General features: G+C 56.5%; 18 protein-coding genes and 1 riboswitch. Of the genes, 9 read left to right on the top strand and 9 right to left on the bottom strand.

Going from position 1 to position 20,151, the window contains the following annotated elements; translation table 11 throughout:
* The first annotated feature begins 47 nt into the window (after positions 1–47).
* From ABOC97_RS01215 to ABOC97_RS01185, 7 genes are all read left to right on the top strand, one after another.
* Positions 48–629 (top strand): TetR family transcriptional regulator, encoded by a 582-nt coding sequence (locus ABOC97_RS01215; protein ID WP_349593036.1) that lies wholly within the window; start codon positions 48–50, stop codon positions 627–629.
* 177 nt (positions 630–806) lie between these two features.
* The gene (locus ABOC97_RS01210; protein ID WP_416012173.1) at positions 807–2,192 is read left to right on the top strand and encodes a NarK family nitrate/nitrite MFS transporter; all 1,386 of its coding nucleotides are present in this window, start codon (positions 807–809) and stop codon (positions 2,190–2,192) included.
* A gap of 168 nt (positions 2,193–2,360) precedes the next feature.
* Positions 2,361–6,101, top strand: coding sequence for a nitrate reductase subunit alpha (locus ABOC97_RS01205; protein WP_349593033.1), 3,741 nt, complete (start codon positions 2,361–2,363; stop codon positions 6,099–6,101).
* Positions 6,098–7,624 carry a nitrate reductase subunit beta gene (narH, locus tag ABOC97_RS01200; protein WP_349593030.1) on the top strand — a complete coding sequence of 509 codons (1,527 nt, stop codon included), beginning with the start codon at positions 6,098–6,100 and terminating at the stop codon, positions 7,622–7,624. The genes ABOC97_RS01205 and narH overlap by 4 nt, the downstream gene beginning before the upstream one ends.
* On the top strand, positions 7,624–8,319 hold the full coding sequence (narW, locus tag ABOC97_RS01195; protein WP_349593027.1) for a nitrate reductase molybdenum cofactor assembly chaperone: 696 nt from the start codon (positions 7,624–7,626) through the stop codon (positions 8,317–8,319). The genes narH and narW overlap by 1 nt, the downstream gene beginning before the upstream one ends.
* Complete coding sequence (gene narI, locus ABOC97_RS01190) at positions 8,316–8,996, top strand: respiratory nitrate reductase subunit gamma (protein WP_349593024.1); 681 nt, start codon at positions 8,316–8,318, stop codon at positions 8,994–8,996. Before narW ends, narI begins: the two co-directional genes overlap by 4 nt.
* 228 nt (positions 8,997–9,224) lie before the next feature.
* Positions 9,225–9,408, top strand: a riboswitch (M-box (ykoK) riboswitch).
* 56 nt (positions 9,409–9,464) lie between these two features.
* On the top strand, positions 9,465–10,478 hold the full coding sequence (locus tag ABOC97_RS01185; protein WP_349593022.1) for a magnesium transporter: 1,014 nt from the start codon (positions 9,465–9,467) through the stop codon (positions 10,476–10,478).
* A gap of 91 nt (positions 10,479–10,569) precedes the next feature.
* Here ABOC97_RS01185 and ABOC97_RS01180 read toward each other — a convergent pair whose 3' ends face one another.
* The 5 genes from ABOC97_RS01180 to ABOC97_RS01160 all read right to left on the bottom strand — a co-directional run bounded on the left by ABOC97_RS01180 (position 10,570) and on the right by ABOC97_RS01160 (position 15,745).
* Positions 10,570–11,367, bottom strand: a complete 798-nt coding sequence (locus ABOC97_RS01180; protein WP_349593019.1) for an MBL fold metallo-hydrolase — start codon at positions 11,365–11,367, stop codon at positions 10,570–10,572.
* Positions 11,368–11,443: 76 nt separating this feature from the next.
* Complete coding sequence (gene nhoA, locus ABOC97_RS01175) at positions 11,444–12,289, bottom strand: N-hydroxyarylamine O-acetyltransferase (protein ID WP_349593017.1); 846 nt, start codon at positions 12,287–12,289, stop codon at positions 11,444–11,446.
* 79 nt (positions 12,290–12,368) lie between these two features.
* Entirely contained in the window at positions 12,369–14,021 is a 1,653-nt protein-coding gene (locus tag ABOC97_RS01170) for an ABC transporter permease (RefSeq protein WP_349593014.1), read from the bottom strand.
* Between the two features lie 63 nt (positions 14,022–14,084).
* A complete protein-coding gene (locus ABOC97_RS01165) occupies positions 14,085–15,044 on the bottom strand; it encodes an ABC transporter substrate-binding protein (RefSeq protein WP_349593011.1) in 960 nt (319 codons plus the stop codon).
* On the bottom strand, positions 15,041–15,745 hold the full coding sequence (locus ABOC97_RS01160; RefSeq protein WP_349593525.1) for an ABC transporter ATP-binding protein: 705 nt from the start codon (positions 15,743–15,745) through the stop codon (positions 15,041–15,043). The genes ABOC97_RS01165 and ABOC97_RS01160 overlap by 4 nt, the downstream gene beginning before the upstream one ends.
* Positions 15,746–15,936: 191 nt before the next feature.
* On the opposite strand from ABOC97_RS01160, the gene ABOC97_RS01155 reads away from it, so the two are divergent.
* Positions 15,937–16,527 (top strand): flavin reductase family protein, encoded by a 591-nt coding sequence (locus tag ABOC97_RS01155; protein WP_061279722.1) that lies wholly within the window; start codon positions 15,937–15,939, stop codon positions 16,525–16,527.
* A 109-nt stretch (positions 16,528–16,636) separates the two neighbouring features.
* On the opposite strand, the gene pptA is transcribed toward ABOC97_RS01155, so the two are convergent.
* The gene (pptA, locus tag ABOC97_RS01150) at positions 16,637–16,864 is read right to left on the bottom strand and encodes a tautomerase PptA (protein ID WP_349593007.1); all 228 of its coding nucleotides are present in this window, start codon (positions 16,862–16,864) and stop codon (positions 16,637–16,639) included.
* An 83-nt stretch (positions 16,865–16,947) separates the two neighbouring features.
* Positions 16,948–17,490, bottom strand: a complete 543-nt coding sequence (locus ABOC97_RS01145; RefSeq protein ID WP_349593004.1) for an AAA family ATPase — start codon at positions 17,488–17,490, stop codon at positions 16,948–16,950.
* Positions 17,491–17,592: 102 nt separating this feature from the next.
* Here ABOC97_RS01145 and ABOC97_RS01140 point away from each other — a divergent pair, with 102 nt between their 5' ends.
* On the top strand, positions 17,593–18,486 hold the full coding sequence (locus tag ABOC97_RS01140) for a LysR family transcriptional regulator (protein WP_349593002.1): 894 nt from the start codon (positions 17,593–17,595) through the stop codon (positions 18,484–18,486).
* On the opposite strand, the gene paaY is transcribed toward ABOC97_RS01140, so the two are convergent.
* Both paaY and paaX read right to left on the bottom strand, forming a co-directional pair.
* Positions 18,479–19,075, bottom strand: a complete 597-nt coding sequence (gene paaY, locus ABOC97_RS01135; RefSeq protein ID WP_349592999.1) for a phenylacetic acid degradation protein PaaY — start codon at positions 19,073–19,075, stop codon at positions 18,479–18,481. The two genes, ABOC97_RS01140 and paaY, sit on opposite strands and share 8 nt — an antisense overlap.
* Positions 19,076–19,086: 11 nt before the next feature.
* On the bottom strand, positions 19,087–20,013 hold the full coding sequence (gene paaX, locus ABOC97_RS01130) for a phenylacetic acid degradation operon negative regulatory protein PaaX (protein ID WP_349592996.1): 927 nt from the start codon (positions 20,011–20,013) through the stop codon (positions 19,087–19,089).
* Positions 20,014–20,151 lie beyond the last annotated feature (138 nt).

The following is a 20,151-nucleotide window of genomic DNA, read 5'->3' as shown; positions in this document are numbered from 1 at the left end:
TCCAATTTTTTGTTATTCTCAGTTAAACCCCACTTAAACAAAGAAAAATGAACTATTTAACCCGGGATGAACGCCGAGAAGTGATCCTCAAAGCGGCGATGCAGGTGGCGCTCAGCGGTGGCTTTGCGGCGATGACCGTGCGCCATATCGCGACTATTGCTGGCGTCGCCAGCGGCCAGGTACATCATCACTTCACCTCGATTGGCGAACTTAAAGCATTAGCCTTCGTGCGGCTTATCCGCGAAATGCTCGATATGCCGCTGGTCCCTGACGACGCCAACTGGCGGGAACGGCTGTTTGCGATGGTCGGCAGCGATGATGGCCGGCTTGAACCCTACATTCGCCTGTGGCGTGAAGCGCAGCTGCTGGCCGACAGCGATGCCGATATTAAGGGCGCTTATCTGCTGACGATGGACATGTGGCACAAAGAGACCGTCGCGCTCATTTTGCAAGGAACCGAAGCCAATGAATTCCGACCAATTGATAATGCAGACAATATTGCCTGGCGATTAATTGCATTAGTCTGTGGATTAGATGGAATTTATGCATTAGGGATGAACGAAATTAATGACGAGACCTTTACTCGCTATATACATCATTATATTACGATAGAACTCAACCCCGCTTAATTTACATTTAGTAACAATTAACAACGTTTTATTCACGGCGCGTTTTCTTACAACGCGCTTTTTTTATCTATTCTTCAACGATGAAGAGATAAAACGGCCTGGCGACAATAATTCCCCTCTACCTACTTCGCTGTTTTTCCTTTATTTCTTTTTTATGACGTTTCTTTCGAGGGTATTATGGCAAATAATGAGAAAGAGAATCATTACCTTTTAAAAGACTGGAAACCTGAAAACTCAGCCTTCTGGGAAAATAAAGGAAAATCAATTGCAACGAGAAACCTGTGGATATCTGTCGCCTGTTTATTACTCGCCTTCTGCGTCTGGATGTTATTTAGTGCAGTTGCGGTAAATCTCAATAAAGTCGGATTTAATTTCACCACTGACCAACTCTTTTTATTAACTGCATTACCTTCTCTTTCCGGTGCGATATTACGCGTACCCTACTCCTTTATGGTACCTATGATCGGTGGCCGGCGCTGGACGGTTATCAGCACCATTATCCTTGTCATTCCATGTATTTGGCTGGGAGTCGCCATCCAAAATACCGCTACTCCGTACTGGGTATTTATTACCATCGCGCTGCTGTGCGGTTTTGCCGGCGCTAACTTCGCGTCTAGCATGGGCAATATCAGTTTCTTCTTCCCGAAAGCCAAACAGGGCAGCGCCCTTGGCATCAACGGCGGCCTTGGCAACCTCGGCGTCAGCGTGATGCAAATGGTCGCCCCCGCGGTTATTTTCCTGCCGATGTTTACCTTTATCGGTATCCACGGAGTGACGCAGGAAGACGGTTCAACCCTGTCACTCAGCAATGCTGCCATCATCTGGGTACCGCTGCTAATTATCGCGACGCTCGCCGCGTGGTTTGGCATGAATGATATCGCCAGCTCCAAAGCGTCGGTGCGCGACCAGCTACCGGTGCTTAAGCGCCCGCATATGTGGCTGCTGAGTCTGCTCTATCTTGCGACATTCGGTTCGTTTATCGGTTTTTCTGCCGGTTTCGCCATGCTGGCAAAAACCCAGTTCCCGGACGTCAACATCCTCAAGCTGGCATTCTTCGGACCGTTTATTGGCGCCCTGGCGCGTTCGTTTGGCGGGGTTATTTCTGACCGTCTGGGCGGCGTAAAGGTCACGCTGGTGAACTTCATTCTGATGGCGCTGTTTAGCGGCCTGCTGTTCCTCACGCTACCGGGCAGCGGCTCCGGCAGCTTCGTCGCCTTTTATGTGGTGTTTATGGGGCTGTTCCTCACCGCCGGTCTGGGCAGCGGTTCCACCTTCCAGATGATTGCCGTGATCTTTCGTCAAATCACCATCGACAGCGTGAAAAAGCGCGGCGGCAGCGATGAACAAGCTCAGCACGAAGCGGTCACCGATACCGCGGCGGCGCTCGGCTTTATCTCGGCCATCGGCGCTGTCGGCGGCTTCTTCATTCCCAAAGCGTTCGGCACCTCTTTAGCCATGACCGGTTCGCCGGTTGGCGCCATGAAAGTGTTCTTTGTCTTCTACGTCGTTTGCGTGCTGGTGACCTGGCTGGTCTACGGGCGCCGTAAACCAACGTCCAAATAAATAGAACGATTCCCTACGTCATGAACGTTGTAGGACTGCAGCAAGGCAACGCCTCACCCGCAATGGACAACCGTCTGCTGCGGGTGAGGCATCTGCAACGTCAACGATGGCGGAAAAATGTGAGCAGTGTAACCACGGAGACTTTGTCTTCCGTCAGGAGAAAATGTCATGAGCAAACTACTGGATCGCTTTCGCTACTTTAAGCAGAAAGGCGAGACCTTTGCCAACGGTCACGGACAGGTCTATGACAATAACCGTGATTGGGAAGATAGCTACCGTCAGCGCTGGCAGTTCGACAAAATCGTCCGCTCCACGCACGGTGTGAACTGTACAGGCTCATGCAGTTGGAAGATTTACGTCAAAAACGGCCTGGTCACCTGGGAAACCCAACAGACCGACTACCCACGCACCCGCCCCGACCTGCCGAATCACGAACCCCGTGGCTGCCCACGCGGCGCCAGCTACTCCTGGTATCTTTACAGCGCTAATCGACTGAAGTACCCGCTGGCGCGCAGAAAACTGATTGAACTGTGGCGTGAAGCGCTGGTGCAAAACCCGGACCCGGTGCTGGCATGGGATAGCATCATGCAAAGTGCGGAGAAAACCCGCAGCTACAAAGACGCGCGCGGCAAAGGCGGTTTTGTCCGTTCGTCGTGGAAAGAACTTAACCAACTGATTGCTGCCGCCAACGTTTGGACCATCAAAAACTTCGGCCCTGACCGCGTGGCAGGCTTCTCGCCGATTCCAGCGATGTCGATGGTCTCTTACGCCGCCGGTACCCGCTATCTGTCGCTGATTGGCGGTACCTGCCTGAGCTTCTATGATTGGTACTGCGACCTGCCGCCAGCATCACCGATGACCTGGGGCGAGCAGACCGACGTGCCGGAATCCGCCGACTGGTACAACTCCAGCTATATCATCGCCTGGGGTTCTAACGTTCCGCAGACCCGAACCCCGGACGCCCACTTCTTCACTGAAGTGCGCTACAAAGGCACCAAAACGGTGGCTATTACACCGGACTTCTCCGAGGTCGCCAAGCTGAGCGACCAGTGGCTGGCGCCAAAACAAGGTACCGACAGCGCGCTGGCGATGGCGATGGGGCATGTCATTTTAAAAGCCTTCCACCTCGACAATCCAAGCGACTACTTTATCAACTACTGCCGCCGCTACACCGACATGCCGATGCTGGTAATGCTCGACAGTCGCAATGACGGTTCTTACACCGCAGGTCGCCTGCTGCGCGCCGCCGATCTGGTCGATGGCCTTGGCGAAAGCAACAATCCTGAGTGGAAAACCGTGGCCTATGACGGCAACGGCGAACTGGTGGCACCTAACGGATCCATTGGTTTCCGCTGGGGTGAGAAAGGCAAATGGAATCTCCAGACGCTCGCCGGTGGTAAAGAGCGCGAACTGACTCTTTCCCTGTTGGATAACCGCGATACCGTCGCGGGCGTGGCGTTCCCCTACTTTGGCGGCAACGAAAACCCGCACTTCAGAAGCGTCAAACAAGATCCGATTCTGGTGCGCCAGCTTCCGGCAAAACGGCTAACCTTCGCCGACGGCAGCAGCCGTCTGGTGGTGAGCGTCTACGATCTGGTGCTGGCAAACTACGGCCTCGATCGCGGCCTGGATGATGACCTGGCGGCAAAAGGATTCGACGAGGTCAAAGCCTATACCCCCGCCTGGGCCGAGCAAATCACCGGGGTTTCACGGCATAACATCGAGAAAATCGCGCTGGAGTTTGCCGATACCGCGCACAAAACGCACGGCCGCTCAATGATCATCCTCGGGGCCGGGGTCAACCACTGGTACCACATGGACATGAACTACCGCGGCATGATCAACATGCTGGTGTTCTGCGGCTGCGTCGGCCAAAGCGGCGGCGGCTGGGCGCACTATGTCGGTCAGGAAAAGCTGCGTCCACAGACCGGCTGGCTGCCGCTGGCCTTCGCGCTGGACTGGAACCGCCCGCCGCGCCAGATGAACAGCACCTCCTACTTCTACAATCACGCCAGCCAGTGGCGCTACGAAAAGCTGACCGCCCAGGAATTACTTTCCCCGTTGGCCAACCCGGATAAATATACCGGTCATCTGATCGACTTTAACGTTCGCGCCGAGCGCATGGGCTGGCTACCGTCCGCGCCGCAGTTGAACGTTAACCCGTTGACGGTGAAGGCCAAAGCCGAAGCGCTGGGGATGACCGCGCAGGAGTACACCGTGCAGGCGCTGAAATCCGGCGATATTCGTTTCGCCAGCGAACAGCCCGATAACGGCAAAAACCACCCGCGCAACATGTTTATCTGGCGTTCTAACCTGCTGGGTTCGTCCGGTAAGGGCCACGAATACATGCTGAAGTATCTGCTGGGTGCCGACAGCGGGATTCAGGGTGAAGATTTAGGTTCGACCGACGACGTGAAGCCGGAAGAAGTGGAATGGCAGACCGCCGCGCTGGAAGGCAAGCTCGATCTGCTGGTGACGCTTGATTTCCGCATGTCCAGCACCTGTCTGTTCTCCGATATCGTCCTGCCAACCGCCACCTGGTATGAAAAAGACGATATGAACACCTCGGATATGCATCCGTTTATCCACCCGCTCTCCGCCGCCGTTGACCCGGCGTGGGAGTCAAAAAGCGACTGGGATATCTACAAAGGGATCGCCAAATCGTTCTCGGAAATCTGTCAGGGACATCTGGGTACTGAAACCGACGTGGTGCTGCAACCGCTGCAACACGACTCCCCGGCGGAACTGGCGCAGCCGTTTGCCATTCAGGACTGGCGTAAAGGCGAATGCGATCTGATCCCCGGTAAAACCGCGCCCAACATTATCGCCGTTGAGCGTGATTACCCGGCCACCTATGAACGCTTCACTTCCCTCGGCCCGCTGATGGATAAACTCGGCAACGGCGGTAAAGGCATTGCGTGGAAAACTCAGACCGAAGTCGATTTCCTCGGCAAGCTCAACTACGTCAAGCTGGATGGCCCGGCAAAAGGTCGCCCGTGCATTGAGACTGCCATTGATGCTTCTGAAGTGATCCTCGCCCTTGCCCCGGAAACTAACGGCCAGGTGGCGGTGAAAGCCTGGGAAGCGCTGGGAGAATTTACCGGGATAGACCACCGGCATCTGGCGACCAACAAAGAAGACGAAAAGATTCGCTTCCGCGATATTCAGGCGCAGCCGCGCAAGATTATCTCCAGCCCCACCTGGTCGGGTCTGGAAGATGAGCACGTCTCCTATAACGCTGGTTACACCAACGTCCACGAGCTGATTCCGTGGCGCACCGTCTCCGGACGCCAGTCGCTGTATCAGGATCACCCGTGGATGCGCGACTTTGGCGAAAGCCTGGTGGCCTATCGCCCGCCGATTGACACCCGCAGCGTCAGCCATATGAACGCGATCCCGCCCAACGGTTTCCCGGAAAAAGCGCTCAACTTCCTGACCCCGCACCAGAAATGGGGCATTCACTCCACCTACAGCGAAAACCTGCTGATGCTGACGTTGTCGCGCGGCGGCCCTATCGTTTGGCTGAGCGAAACCGACGCCAAAGAGCTGGGCATTGCCGACAACGACTGGATTGAAGCGTTTAACGCCAACGGTGCGCTCACCGCCCGCGCGGTGGTCAGCCAGCGCGTACCGCCGGGGATGACCATGATGTACCACGCCCAGGAACGCATTATGAATATTCCAGGCTCGGAGATAACCGGACGGCGCGGCGGCATTCACAACTCGGTCACCCGTATTTGCCCGAAACCGACCCACATGATCGGCGGTTACGCGCAGCTGGCCTACAGCTTCAACTACTACGGAACGGTCGGTTCGAACCGTGATGAATTCATTATGATTCGCAAAATGAAGAACATTAATTGGCTGGATGATGAAGGCAATGATCAGGTTCAGGAGGCGTCAAAATGAAGATACGCTCACAGGTTGGAATGGTTTTAAACCTCGATAAATGCATCGGCTGCCACACCTGCTCCGTGACCTGTAAAAACGTCTGGAGCAGCCGCGAGGGTATGGAGTACGCGTGGTTTAACAACGTCGAAACCAAGCCCGGCATCGGTTTTCCCAAAGACTGGGAGAATCAGGAAAAATGGCAAGGCGGCTGGGTGCGCGGCATTACCGGTAAGCTGACCCCGCGCATGGGCGGCCGGGTGAACGTGCTGGCTAAAATCTTCGCCAACCCGCTGATCCCCGGTATCGACGACTACTACGAGCCGTTTACCTACGACTATCAGCATTTGCACAACGCACCGGAAGGCAAAAACCTGCCTACCGCCCGCCCGCGCTCGCTGATTAGCGGCCAGCGGATGAACAAAATCGAATGGGGCCCGAACTGGGAAGAACTGCTCGGCGGCGAATTTGAAAAACGCGCCCACGACCAGAACTTTGCCTCAATGCAAAAAGAGATGTACGGCCAGTTCGAAAATACCTTCATGATGTACCTGCCGCGCCTGTGCGAACACTGCCTCAACCCAAGCTGTGTCGCCACCTGTCCGAGCGGCGCCATCTACAAGCGTGAAGAAGATGGCATTGTGCTGATCGACCAGGACAAATGCCGCGGCTGGCGTATGTGTATCAGCGGCTGTCCGTACAAAAAAATCTACTTCAACTGGAAGAGCGGCAAGTCAGAAAAATGCATTTTCTGCTATCCGCGTATTGAATCCGGCCAGCCAACCGTCTGTTCTGAAACCTGCGTCGGCCGTATTCGCTACCTCGGCGTGCTGTTGTACGATGCCGACCGCATCGAAGAAGCCGCCAGCACCGAGCACGAAACCGATCTCTACGAGCGCCAGTGCGACGTGTTCCTCGACCCGCACGATCCGGCGGTCATCGAAGAAGCGCTGAAACAGGGCATCACGCAAAACACGCTCGACGCCGCCCAGCGTTCGCCGGTGTACAAAATGGCGATGGACTGGAAGCTGGCCCTGCCGCTACACCCGGAATATCGTACGCTGCCGATGGTCTGGTACGTCCCGCCATTGTCACCGATTCAGTCCGTGGCTGACGCGGGCGGTCTGCCGAAAACTGACAGCATTCTGCCGGCGGTCGAAAGCCTGCGTATCCCAGTACAGTATCTGGCGAACATGCTCAGCGCCGGAGACACCGGGCCGGTGCTGCGCGCCCTGAAGCGTATGATGGCGATGCGCCACTACAAGCGTTCGCAGACCGTCGAAGGCGTCACCGATACCCGCGCGCTGGACGAAGTGGGCCTGAGCGTTGAGCAGGTCGAAGAGATGTACCGCTATCTGGCGATTGCTAACTACGAAGATCGCTTCGTGATCCCCACCAGCCACCGTGAAATGGCAGAAGATGCCTTCCCGGAGAAAAACGGCTGCGGCTTCACCTTCGGCGATGGCTGCCACGGGTCGGACACCAAGTTCAACCTGTTTAACAGCCAGCGAATTGATGCCATCAACATCGGGGAGAAAGAGTAATGCGGATCCTGAAAATCATCGGGCTGCTGCTGGAATATCCCGATGAACTTAGCTGGGAAAACAAAGACGAGCTGTTCTCACTTATCGACAGCGACGCCCCGGCGCTGCGTCCCTTCCTCGAGCAGCATCTGGGCGTGGCGCTGCTCGACAAGCAGGCTGAATGGTGTGAAATCTTCGAACGCGGCCGCGCCACCTCGCTGCTGCTGTTCGAGCACGTGCACGCCGAGTCGCGCGATCGCGGCCAGGCGATGGTCGAGCTGATGACCCAGTATGAACAGGTCGGTTTGCAGCTGGATTGCCGCGAGCTGCCTGATTATCTGCCGCTGTATCTCGAATATCTCAGCATCCTGCCCGAGGCGCAGGCACGAGAAGGTTTGCAGAACGTGGCGCCGATACTGGCGCTGCTCGGCGGGCGGCTTAAACAGCGCGAAGCGCCGTGGTATCAGCTGTTCGATACCCTGCTGGTATTAGCCAACACTTCATTATCAAGTGACAGTGTCACTAAACAGGTGGCGGGTGAAGCACGCGATGACACCCGCCAGGCGCTGGATGCGGTATGGGAAGAGGAACAGGTGAAGTTTATCGAAGATAACGCCACCGCCTGCGACAGTTCTCCGCTGCAAAGCTATCAACGACGCTTTAGCCAGGACGTGGCGCCACAGTACGTGGACGTCCGTGCGGGAGGCCCGAAATGATACAGTACCTCAACGTCTTCTTTTACGATATCTACCCCTATCTGTGCGGCACGGTGTTTTTGCTGGGCAGCTGGCTGCGCTACGACTATGGCCAATACACCTGGCGCGCCTCCTCAAGCCAGATGCTCGATAAACGCGGTATGGTGCTATGGTCAAACCTGTTCCACATCGGCATTCTGGGAGTCTTCTTTGGCCACTTCTTCGGCATGTTGACGCCGCACTGGGTCTATGAGTCCTGGCTGCCGCTGTCGCAGAAACAGCTGATGGCGATGATTCTCGGCGGCGCCTGCGGCGTGATGACGCTGGTTGGCGGCGCCGGTCTGCTGATTCGTCGCCTCACTAACCCGCGCATTCGCGCCACCTCGAGCACCGCGGATATTCTGATCCTCTGCATTCTGCTGATTCAGTGCTGCCTCGGTCTCACCACCATTCCCTTCTCCGCTCAGCATCCGGACGGCAGCGAAATGTTGAAACTGGTGAACTGGGCGCAGGCGGTGGTGACCTTCCACGGCGGAGCCTCGGCGCATCTCGATGGCGTAGCGTGGGTTTATCGCCTGCATCTGGCGCTGGGGATGACCATCTTCCTGCTGTTCCCGTTCACGCGTCTGGTTCATGTCTGGAGCGCGCCAATCGAATATCTGACCCGTCGTTATCAGGTGGTTCGTTCTCGTCGATAACCGCTTTATTAAATAGACCACCCGGCCGAGCACAGCGACGCCGGGTTTTTTATGTCACAAGAAAATTCTAAACGCTTACTCAACAACAATATTCTTTGTCTTCCTTAATTAAAATCTCGCGCTATATTACGCTCACCAAATGGATAACAACCCACGAGGCAAATAAAAAACCATTTACCGCCCTGACCTTCTCACGGCGATAAATATCAGTCAGCACGGCCATTTTATTAATAATCTTGTTATGGCGAGGCTCCTGAATAAACATAAGTTATCGCCCTGGTGGTATCGAGAGAGACCATCACAGGGAAATACAGGCATCCATCGAATCAAGGTGTTGCCAAGATAACTTCTGACGGTACAAAGCCGTACAGATACGTTGTTCAGTGCTAAAACCGGGACGTAGGGATTCTTCTCAGCTCTTCCAGTTTTGTTCGCCCTATAAGCGCGTTTTTCTATAGGGAATTTCCAATGTCACATATTCAAGCAACAGCACCGTTCTACCCAACCGAGCAGCACGCCGGCGATATTATCTTAAGCTATATGTCCCGAGATTTTATTTCCCTGCCCGAACATCTGAATGTCAAAGAAGCGCGAGAGCTTTTTTTACAGATATTAAATGACGATCATTTCCCATGTGCGGTATTTGTCGTCGACGGTGAAAACCTGCGCGGTATATTATCAACACGCAAATTACTGCAGGCCGCCGATGATAATCAACCGCTGACGCAATTAATCTCCACCACTCTATTTCACGTTGGCCCGCAGGATGCGAGATCCGTTGCCGCGAGCTTAATTGAAAAACACCATCTGACTCTGCTGCCGGTTATCGATAGCGGTAAGCTTATCGGCTGCCTGAACGAAAAAGAGATAGCCCAGCTGCTCGAGGATGAAGTAACGGAAGATGCGCAGCTCCAGGGCGCCACCCTGCCGCTGGACAAACCGTATCTGGACATCAGCCCGGTGATGCTGTGGAAGAAACGCGCGGTATGGCTGCTGCTGCTGTTTATCGCCGAAGCGTACACCAGCAGCGTGATTCAGCATTTCGAAGAGGCGCTGGAGTCGGCCATTGCGCTGGCCTTCTTTATCCCGCTGCTGATTGGGACCGGCGGCAACAGCGGCACGCAGATAACCTCGACCCTGGTGCGCGCCATGGCGCTGGGCGAAGTCGGTCTGCGCGACCTTGGGCGTATTTTACGCAAAGAGATGTCTACTGCCGTGCTGGTCGCCATCACGCTGGGAACCGCGGGCTGTATCCGGGCATGGATGATGGGCATTGGCCCGGAAATCACCTTTATCGTCAGCCTGACGCTGGTGTGCGTCACGCTGTGGAGTGCGGTGGTGTCGTCGGTTATTCCACTGGTAATTAAACGTTTAGGGATTGACCCAGCGGTGGTTTCCGCGCCGTTTATCGCCACGCTGATTGACGGCACCGGGCTGATTATTTACTTCAAAATTGCCCAGCATTTCTTAGGGTTAAACTAACACGTTGACACTGTTGTAGGCCGGATAAGACATTTATGCCGCCATCAGGTAATCAGCACCGAATTGCCTGATGGCGCTACGCTTATCAGGCCTACAGGACGAACGTGTCGCCGGTCGCCGGAGAGATAACCTCCGGCAGCCACAGTTTCCCCCACGCGCCGGTGCAATGGCAGGCCATGATCTTATCGGGCTTAAGCGCCTGCAAGAAACGTCTCACCTGCCACATTTCGTGCGGCAAAGCGCTGCGCAGATGAAAACCGCCAATCAGCGCGTGAACGTGCTGGATGCCGGTGATGTTCTGGCAATGGCGCACAATATTCATCAACCCGCGATGGCCGCATCCGGTAATTATCACCAGACCTCGGTCTGATTGGTAGATCAGTACGCCCTCATCGGTCACGTAGTCCGTCGCCGCCGACTGCCCGCCGAGCACCCCATAGGCCCGCGGTTTATCCACCGCTATCTCGCCAGACCACAGGAAACGGTCGCTAATCTGCACCGGCGTACGGCTGTACTCCACGCGGTGGCGCGAGTAATCGATATCGAGGGAGAGTTTTTTGATTTTACGCTGGAACCCTGGAAGTGACAGCGCCGCGTAGCGTTCATGACCGATATCAGGATGACAGATAATCCGGCTGTTATCCGGCAGCCACGGTACGCCGCCGCAGTGATCGTAGTGGCCGTGGGACAGTACCGTGGCGGTTAAATCATTCAGATCCACGCCCATCAGCGCCGCGTTGTGCAGGAAGCTGTCGTCGGGGCCGGTGTCGAACAAAATGGAAGTGGTATCGTCGCGTAAAAACAGACTTAACCCAGCCCTGGCACGTAATGAACCACTGGCTTGTCCGGCGCGTTGGTTTTCCAGCAGGACATTAAGCGTGAGCGCCATGTCGATTCTTCCCTGATAAATGAACCCCTAACCCTAATCGGCGCTACCGAACTGCACAACGCCGATTAGGCCGCTTTTACTTCCCGGCGTCCGGATGGGTATCAAACGCCGCCATCACCGCCGCCAGCTCCGCGACGCTAAAGCCATGTTTTGGATCGTCAACGCCCAGCCCAAAGCGGCTTTGCAGCGCTTCATACAGTGCTGGAACATCCGGGAAATCCACCTTCTCCACCACGTGGTTTTTATCCCAGTGGGTAAAGTGGAAATTGGTGAGCGTCATTTTACCGCCGTCCGGCAGGTGGCGGCACATCAGCAAATGGTGACGGAAATGAGACTGCGGCCAGTGCGCCGACCAGAAGTTGCCCATGACATAGTCGGAAGCATACTGACGGCCAAGATCGAAGTGGTACATCGACTGCCAATGGTCGTGATGGCTAAACTGTAGGATCCATTCCTGATTTTCATACAGCAGACGGTAATCACCGTGCGGCGTGGTCTGCACAATGTCGGCCAACAGTTTGATTGGCGCAGTCAGCGTCTGGCCGCCAAAACCGACATCGGCAATCCAGCGTTCACCGTCGGTCTCCACCAGCAATAATCGGTGGGTGCGAGGCGGCATCTGCGGTGGATGCGCCAGCACCACGCGGCCCAGCAGACTGCGGACGTTAAAACCTATCTCGCGCAGCGCGCGCTCAAACAGGCCATTTTGTTCAAAGCAGTAGCCACCGCGACGAGCATTGACCAGCTTATCTTCCAGCGCCTGATCGTCGAGATGCATCTCGCGCGGCAACAGCACATCGAGGTTTTCAAAGGGGATGGCGCCGTTATGGTGAATATGCAAACTGCGCAGCGTCTCGATTGAGACATCGGGGGTGCCCGTCCAACCCAGACGAGAAAAATAGGCGTTTAAAAAGCGGGTCATCAATGCCTCCAGCATTCTGTGTCCGTACTTTATAGCCTATTTTTGCCCCCATATTGACTGTTTTGTGCGATCGGTTGAGCTAGCGTGTATTGCGCTGCATCAGCGCTAAGGCACTGAGCATTAACGCCAGTCCGACAAACAGCGTCAGGCTGGCCATCGCCATGCCCTGTCCCACCGAACCCTGTTCAAACTGCCGCCAGATAAACACCGCCACGGTCTGAGTTCCAGCCGGGGCCAGCAACAACGAAGTGACCAGCTCGCGGGAGGCCACGGCAAACACCATCAGCATCGCCGCCAGCAGCGCAGGAAACACCAGCGGCAGCACAATCAATCGTAGCGCCTGCCACGATGACGCCCCGTGAACCCGCGCCGCAGGCTCCAGATTGGTGCCAAGCTGGCGTAGCGCACTGCCGACATAGCGCACCGGCCACGGCAGCAGCAGACAGCAATAAGAGAGCAGCAGCATAAACCACGTGTTATACGGCGACAGCGGCCAGAACGGCTGATTCCACAGCAAAATCAGCCCCACGCCCACCACCACGCCGGGAAGCGCGGCAGGCATCAGCGATAGCGCATCGATAATCGCGCTGCCTTTGATCTTTTGCACCAATACCAGCCAGGCTGCCACCAGCCCGAGTAGACCAACGATCAGCGCCGAGGCTAGCGCCAGCGATAAGCTGGTGCCCAGCGCCGACAGCGCATCGCCCTGCTGGGCAAACAGTGCGCCAAAGTGACGCCAGGTAAAGTTATCGCCGTTCAGGCCGCCCGATAACGTGCTCATCATGCTGGTCGCCACCATCGACGCCGCAGGCAGCAGAACCGCCAACGCCCCAATCGTCGTCATCAGCAATACGGCGGGCAGCGTCATCCAGCCCAGCGCCGCCCCGCTGTTTTCTCCCGGCTTGCCCGTCACGCTGGTCACTTCCGTATTGCCGGTAAGCCGCTTTTGCAGCCACCAGGCCAGCAGCGCCACGGCGATCAGCAGAATAGACAGCAGCGACGCACCGGTTAAATCAATTGGCCAATCGGCGAGTTTTTTCTCAATGCCAACGGTCAGCATCACCACTCCTGCCCGCGAGCCTAACGCCGCCGGCACGCCGTACTCTTCAATCGCCAGCGTAAAAGCCAGCAGCATTCCGGCGGCCAGCGCCGGAGAGAGCATCGGCAGCGTCACGTGCCAGAACGCCTGCCAGCTATTCGCGCCATGCACCCGCGCCACGGTCGCCAACCGCTGTCCGCTCGCCAGCAGGCTGCGCGAAACCGCAAAGTAGACCACCGGGAAGATATTCAGCGTCATCACCAGCACAATCCCTACTCGACTAAACAGCAGATCGTTAAGATCCCAGCCGCTGAGCTGTTGCAGATAGCCATTATGCTGCAGCACCAGCATCCACGACAGCGCGGCGATATACGGCGGCGTGAGAAAAGGAATCAAAAACAGTAAATCCCACAGCTTGGGTAGCGGCAGATTAAACAGCCCGCGCAGGACGCCGAGCGGCAGGCCGATTAACACGCTCACCAGCGCCACTCCGCAGGCAATCCATAGCGTACCGCCGAGCATCGGCATCAGCTGTGGGTCGTTGAGCAAAGCGGAGATTCCGCTCAACGGCGCGCTCAGCTGACCGGCGCTAAAGTGTGGGAATATGGCTTGCAGGAGAATAAAGAAAAGCGGCAACGCCACCAGCACGACCAATGCGGCAAGCGTAGCGCCGGAAATAAGTTTTTGTTTCACCCGATTGTCCTTCGGTGACGAGAAGCCCGGCGGTCTTACGCCTGACCGGGCCACAAAGAGGAATTACTGACCGAACAAACCGTTGAAGCGGGACAGTACCGCGCTGCGTTCACTGCTACCGTCGCTGGTGGTCGGCAGAATTTTCAGTTCATCCAACAGCGGACGTTTCGCCTGCACATCGCTGCGCGCCGGCATCAACCACGCATCCGCCACCATCGCCTGACCTTCTGGCGAAAGCACATAGTCGACAAAGGCTTTGGCATCATCCGCATGCTGAGTTGTTTTGAGGATCATCATCGGACGCGGCGCAATCACCGTCCCGCTGGCCGGGAAAATCACCTTCAGCGACTCACCCTGAGCGATATTGCCATAGGAGACGTAGTCCACCGCGCCGAACACCGCCGCTTTCGCCCCCTGCATCACCGGCGTCACCGCCTGCGCATTCGGGCCGCTCACCACCATGCCGTTCTTTTTCAGCGCCTCAAACAGCGTCCAGGCCTTGTCTCCCAGGCCATTTTGTAGCCCGATCAGCAAATCCAACGATGCGCCAGAAAGCGCCGGGTCGGGGGTGGTCACCTTATCTTTAAACGCCGCTTCGGTCAGATCGTGCCACTCTTTTGGTTCCGGGGTGCCGCTTTTGCTATTCCATACGATCCCTAACGCCGAGATCCCCTGCGCCACGTAGTCCGCCGATTTCAGCGCCGCCGGAACCTTATCAGCATTACCGCTCTGATACGGCAGCAGCCAGCCGCGATGATGCAGATCTTCCGCCGTATCCCACGATGCGGAGATCAGCACATCGGCCTGTGGATTGGCCTGTTCAGCCTCCAGACGCGCCATCACCTTGCCGGTGGTGGCCTGGAAGATATTCACCTTCACGCCGGTTTTCTTCTCGTAACCGCTAGCGAGACTTTTCGCCAGCGAACCTGGGCCCGCGGTATACACGGTCAGCGCATGAGCGCTGGAAATCATGGTGGCAGATAACATCATGGCAAGCGCAACGCCCTGTTTAATGGATTTCATACAAGTTCCCCTGAGGATGAAGCAACGGCGCGAACAGCAGCAATGCTGCCCGCAGAAAGATGCACAATGCGGTCGGCTAACAGCTCGGCTTCGCGGCGATCGTGGGTGACGTAAACGGCGGTAATACCCAGCTGGCGCAGCAGGCGGCTCATCTCCACGCACAATGACTCGCGCAGTTCGCTATCGAGATTGGAGAGCGGTTCATCGAACAGCAGTACGCGCGGTTCAGCAACAATCGCTCGCGCCAGCGCCACCCGCTGCTGCTGGCCGCCGGAAAGCCCCGACGGTTTCCGCCCGCCAAAGTCCGCCAGTCCGACCCTCGCCAGCGCCTCGTTGACTCGCCGCTCGCGTTCGCCTGATGGCACACCGCGCATCCGTAGCGGAAACGCCACATTCTGCGCCGCCGTCATATGCGGCCACAGGGCGTAATCCTGGAAAACCATGCCGATATCGCGCTGTTCCGGCTGCATTGCCCAACCGGGTTTTGCCACCAGTCGATCGCCAAAGTGAATAGAGCCTTGCGCCGGAACGCTCAGCCCCGCAAGCAGACGCAGCAGCGTGCTTTTGCCGCAGCCGGATGGCCCCAGCAGCGCAACAATGCTGCCCGGTTCGATGTGCAATGAGATGTTTTCAAGTACGGTGGTAGCGCCGAAGGCGAAGGAGATGCCGTCGAGCCGAATGCCGGTAAGCGCGCGCATTATCGTCCTCCCCATGGGAGTGGCGATGACGCAGCGGCGCTCACCTGTGATAAATACAGGGGAGCTAACATATTGTTATCCTCTTTGGGACTTAGTGCAGGCGACTATAGGCAGGCGGTATGACGTATTGATTACGCTTTTATTGCGATTTAATGTGTGGCGAGAGATATGTCTATTCACGCAAAGGAAAACCCATGAGCCGTTTTCGCCCCGTTGAACTCCAGCACGCCAGCCGCTTGCTTAACCACGGTCCGACCGTTCTGATAACCAGCTATGATGTTGAAACCAAACGCCGCAACGTGATGGCCGCCGCCTGGTCGATGCCGGTCGAGTTTGCGCCGCCGCGAATCGCCATCGTGGTCGATAAAAGCGCATGGTCGCGGGAAATCATCGAACGCAATGGCACCTTTGGCATCGTTGTACCGGGCGTGGCCGCCGCCAGTTGGACCTACGCGGTCGGCAGCGTCAGCGGACGTGAAGAAGATAAATTTAACGCTTACGGTATTCCGGCAATAACCGGCCCGGTGCTTGGCCTACCGCTGGTAGAAGAAAAATGTCTGGCGTGGATGGAGTGCCGGTTACTGCCCGCCACCGCCGCGGCGGCTCAGTACGACACGCTCTTCGGTGAAGTAGTCGCCGCAGCCGCCGATGAACAGGCGTTCGTCGCCGGTCGCTGGCAGTTCGACGACGATAAGCGCAATACGCTGCATCATCTTGGTGCCGGAACCTTTGTCGCCAGCGGCAGGCAGATTCGCGCAAATACGCCGGACGATAAGCCGGTTTAAGGCTGGCGACAGTCTGTACGAGGGTTTTCAGTCTTGAGAATGGAATTCGGGCTACGCGTCAATGGTATTGAACGTAGCCCGAAAAAACGCAGAAAAGCAGGCAAATCGGTTACATGCTATAGCCCGGCTTTTTAATCAGCGTCTCCATCTGCGGGGCGATTTCGCTATCCCACACCTGCTGCCAGTCGCTCTCCTGCACCTGATTTAGCGCCACGCTTACCGCGCGATCTTTAGTATTCAGATGGCGAATCAAAACCTCGGCAATATCCGCGGCCAGCGCGGTTTTTTGATCATCACTCAGGTCGCGGGGAAAACATTTAATATCAACGTGTGGCATGGGCAGGACTCCTTATGATTAGAGCCTTTAAGCTATCATAGCATGGCAAAAACGGCTGGCTTTTTGTGCGCTAAAACAGCGAATTAGTTCACTTTTTTGGCTAACAATTCCGCCACCAGTGCTTCGGTATCGCGGCGATTTTGCAAGCGCACAAAGCGGATATGCTGCCAGCGCGGATCGTGCATATCGCTGAGATAACGCTGACGGTTGGCCCGCCAGGTTTTTAGCGTCCACAAGATTATCGACTCGCGGCTGGCAAACGATCGGCGAAAGCTTTCGCGGTTGCCGGTGCCGGGCCACAGTTCCTGTCGTCGCCAGGCACGCGTAGCGGCGCGCGATACGGCCTGGCGCAGAGTGCGACAGAAACCGTAATCAACCCACACCACCATATCAACATCCCGCCACTTTACCGGGCGACTGCGGTTATAGTTGCCGTCCAGCACCCAGCCCGGGGCGTTGGTGGCTTCGGTAAGCTTCGCGAACAGTTCATCATCGGGTGTTCCCTGCCAATCGGGCCGCCAGTAGAGCCGGTCCATTTCGATATACGGCAGTGAGAGTATTTGCGCCAGACGGCGAGCCAGCGTTGATTTGCCGACGCCACTGGTTCCGACCACATTGATTTTCATCGGTCCTCGCTAACGTTCAGAGAGTTGCATATAAACCTGTGGATATTACACTAAATAAATCCTGCGAAAATATGAACCAAATTCATCAATGGTCTGCCTCCGATGCTAAAAGACAATATTAACGATCTGATCTCCTTTATGGTGGTCGCCCGCGAGCGCAGCTTTACCCGTGCCGCCGCGCAGCTTGGGGTGTCGCAGTCCGCATTAAGTCATGCGATGCGTAATCTGGAAAGTCGACTGGATGTTCGCCTGCTAACCCGCACAACCCGCAACGTCGCGCCGACCGAAGCCGGAGAAAAACTCTATCAGCGCCTGAGCCCGCACCTGCTGGAAATTGAGCAGGAGATCTCCGCCCTGCGAGATTCGCGCGAACATCCGGCGGGCAACATTCGCCTGACCGCCGGTGAACATGCGATGAACGAAGTATTATGGCCGAAGTTAAAAGCCTTTATGCAGCAATACCCGGATATCAATATCGAAGTCACCGTTGATAACGGCCTGACCGATATTGTTGATGCGCGCTACGACGCGGGGGTGCGGCTCGGCGAGCAGGTGGCACGCGATATGATTGCGGTGCGGATTGCGCCGGATATGCGGATGGCTGTCGTGGGTTCACCGGCCTATCTGGCAAAGTATGGCGTGCCGCAAACTCCGCATGATTTGCAGCAGCATCGCTGCATCAACATGCGCCTGCCGACGCGCGGCGGGCTGTATGCGTGGGAGTTCGAACAAAACGGCGAACCGCTGCGGGTGCGTGTAGAAGGCCAGCTGACTCTCAACTGCCTGCCGCAACGGCTTGATGCCGCCGAGGCCGGGCTTGGACTGGCGTATGTGCCGGACGATACGGTACGCGAAGCCATTGCCGATGGGCGTTTACAGCAGGTGCTCGCCGATTGGTGCGCGCCGTTTGCTGGCTGCTATCTGTACTATCCCAGCCGTCGCCAGCACACCACCGCCTTTTCGTTGCTGGTCGAGGCGCTGCGCGATACTAAATAGACGATTTTGGTTTCAGGTCGTCATCAAACTCCAGCCGCTTACGATTGGGTTCTTCCTCGGTCAGCGGCTGTACTTCAAACAGCGTATTCTGGCAGCGTTCAACCAGCACCTGGTACTCGCGGGTGCCCTGCTTTTTCCACGTCAGTTCCTGCTCGGTTAAGCTGCGAATGGCCTTCGCTGGGCTGCCGACAATCAGGTGGTTGGCCGGCATCTCGGCGCGGGCTTTAACAAACGCCGATGCGCCGACAATGCTGTTTTCACCAATGCTGGCCCCGTCGATAATCACCGCGCTCATGCCAACTAATGCGTTGCGACCAATGACGCAGCCATGGAGGATCGCCCCATGACCGATGTGCCCGTCCTCTTCCACCACCGTATCCTGCCCCGGAAAACCGTGCATCACGCAGTTATCCTGAATATTGGCACCATCTTTCACCACGATACGGCCAAAATCACCGCGCAGGCTGGCGTTCGGCCCCACATAAACCCCTTTACCAAGGATAACATCGCCAATCAGTACGGCGGTTGGGTGCACATAGCTTTCTGCGGGAACCACCGGGATCATCCCGTCCATCTGGTAAATCGGCATGGCATCTCCTGTTACGCTTCGGGTAAACCACCGAAGCGTTGAAAATAGAGCGGCCCCGGCGCGGGAAGTTCGCCCACCGAGCTTTCGCCTTTTTCACTGACAAAAGCCTGGGCGCCGGGTGCAACGCGTTGATAGATATTGATACACAGCTGGCGTGCCGTCTGCCCCAGCCAGTGAGCGGGCAGCAACTCTTCCGGCAGCAGCGGGTCTTTAAGCACCACGCGGCGATAGAAATGGATCAGCAGCAGACGAATCTGGAAGCAGCGTTCCGGTGTTAACTCATCCGGCTCGGCATCACGCAGCAGCGGTAATAGCGGACGAAATAGCGAGATAAACGCCTCGTACATGGCGTTTTGTTCGGTCAGATGCCAGCACTCTTCCACCCGTTCACGCAGCGCAGCGCGGGAGATCGCCAGCGGCGAATGGGCTTCAAAGAAGATGACGTTTTCCGCCACGCCGGCTTCATGCAGCAGCGACTGTACATCGGCAAGTTTCTGCGAAGGCGACGCCAACAGGCTCGGCGCAAGCACACCAAATCCCTGCCAGATCAGCTGCTTTTTCACCTCGGCCAGCATCGATTTTTCTAACCCTTCCGATAGCAGCAGCAGCCAGGTGCCGTCCCACTCCGGCGCGCTGGCGCGGTAGATTTTACTCTCCGCGCGGCGGGTTAAGCGCAGCCCTTTATCGCTCAGACGATAGAAGCTGCGGCGACCGATACGTATCACGTCCAGCCACTCTTCTTTGTTGAGGCGAAACAACGCGGTGCGCACAAAGCGTTCGCCAAAACCCAATCCGTCTAATAAGGCGGCCACGCTCCCCAGCCAGACTTCACCGCCGCGCTGGGATAAGCAGTCACCGTATAACGAGGCGATAAGCGATGTGCCGCTAATAGGCATCGTCGTCACCGCCTGTTGAATAAAGCTATCGAGTTTGTCCATATGATTCATTCTATTGTTATTTATATCCTTTTCGAATCATAGCACAGGAATAATTTCCCGATATGCCAGCATTGGTAGGTCGGATGAGGCAACGCCGCCATCCGACAACCCTGCACCATTCCGTCTGAAGGCGCTGCG

This window comes from Kluyvera huaxiensis (assembly GCF_040149365.1).
In the GTDB taxonomy this organism is placed as follows: Bacteria; Pseudomonadota; Gammaproteobacteria; order Enterobacterales; family Enterobacteriaceae; genus Kluyvera; species Kluyvera intermedia_A.
Note: the sequence above shows the minus strand (reverse complement) of the source record. Positions and strands in the feature narration are given on the sequence as shown.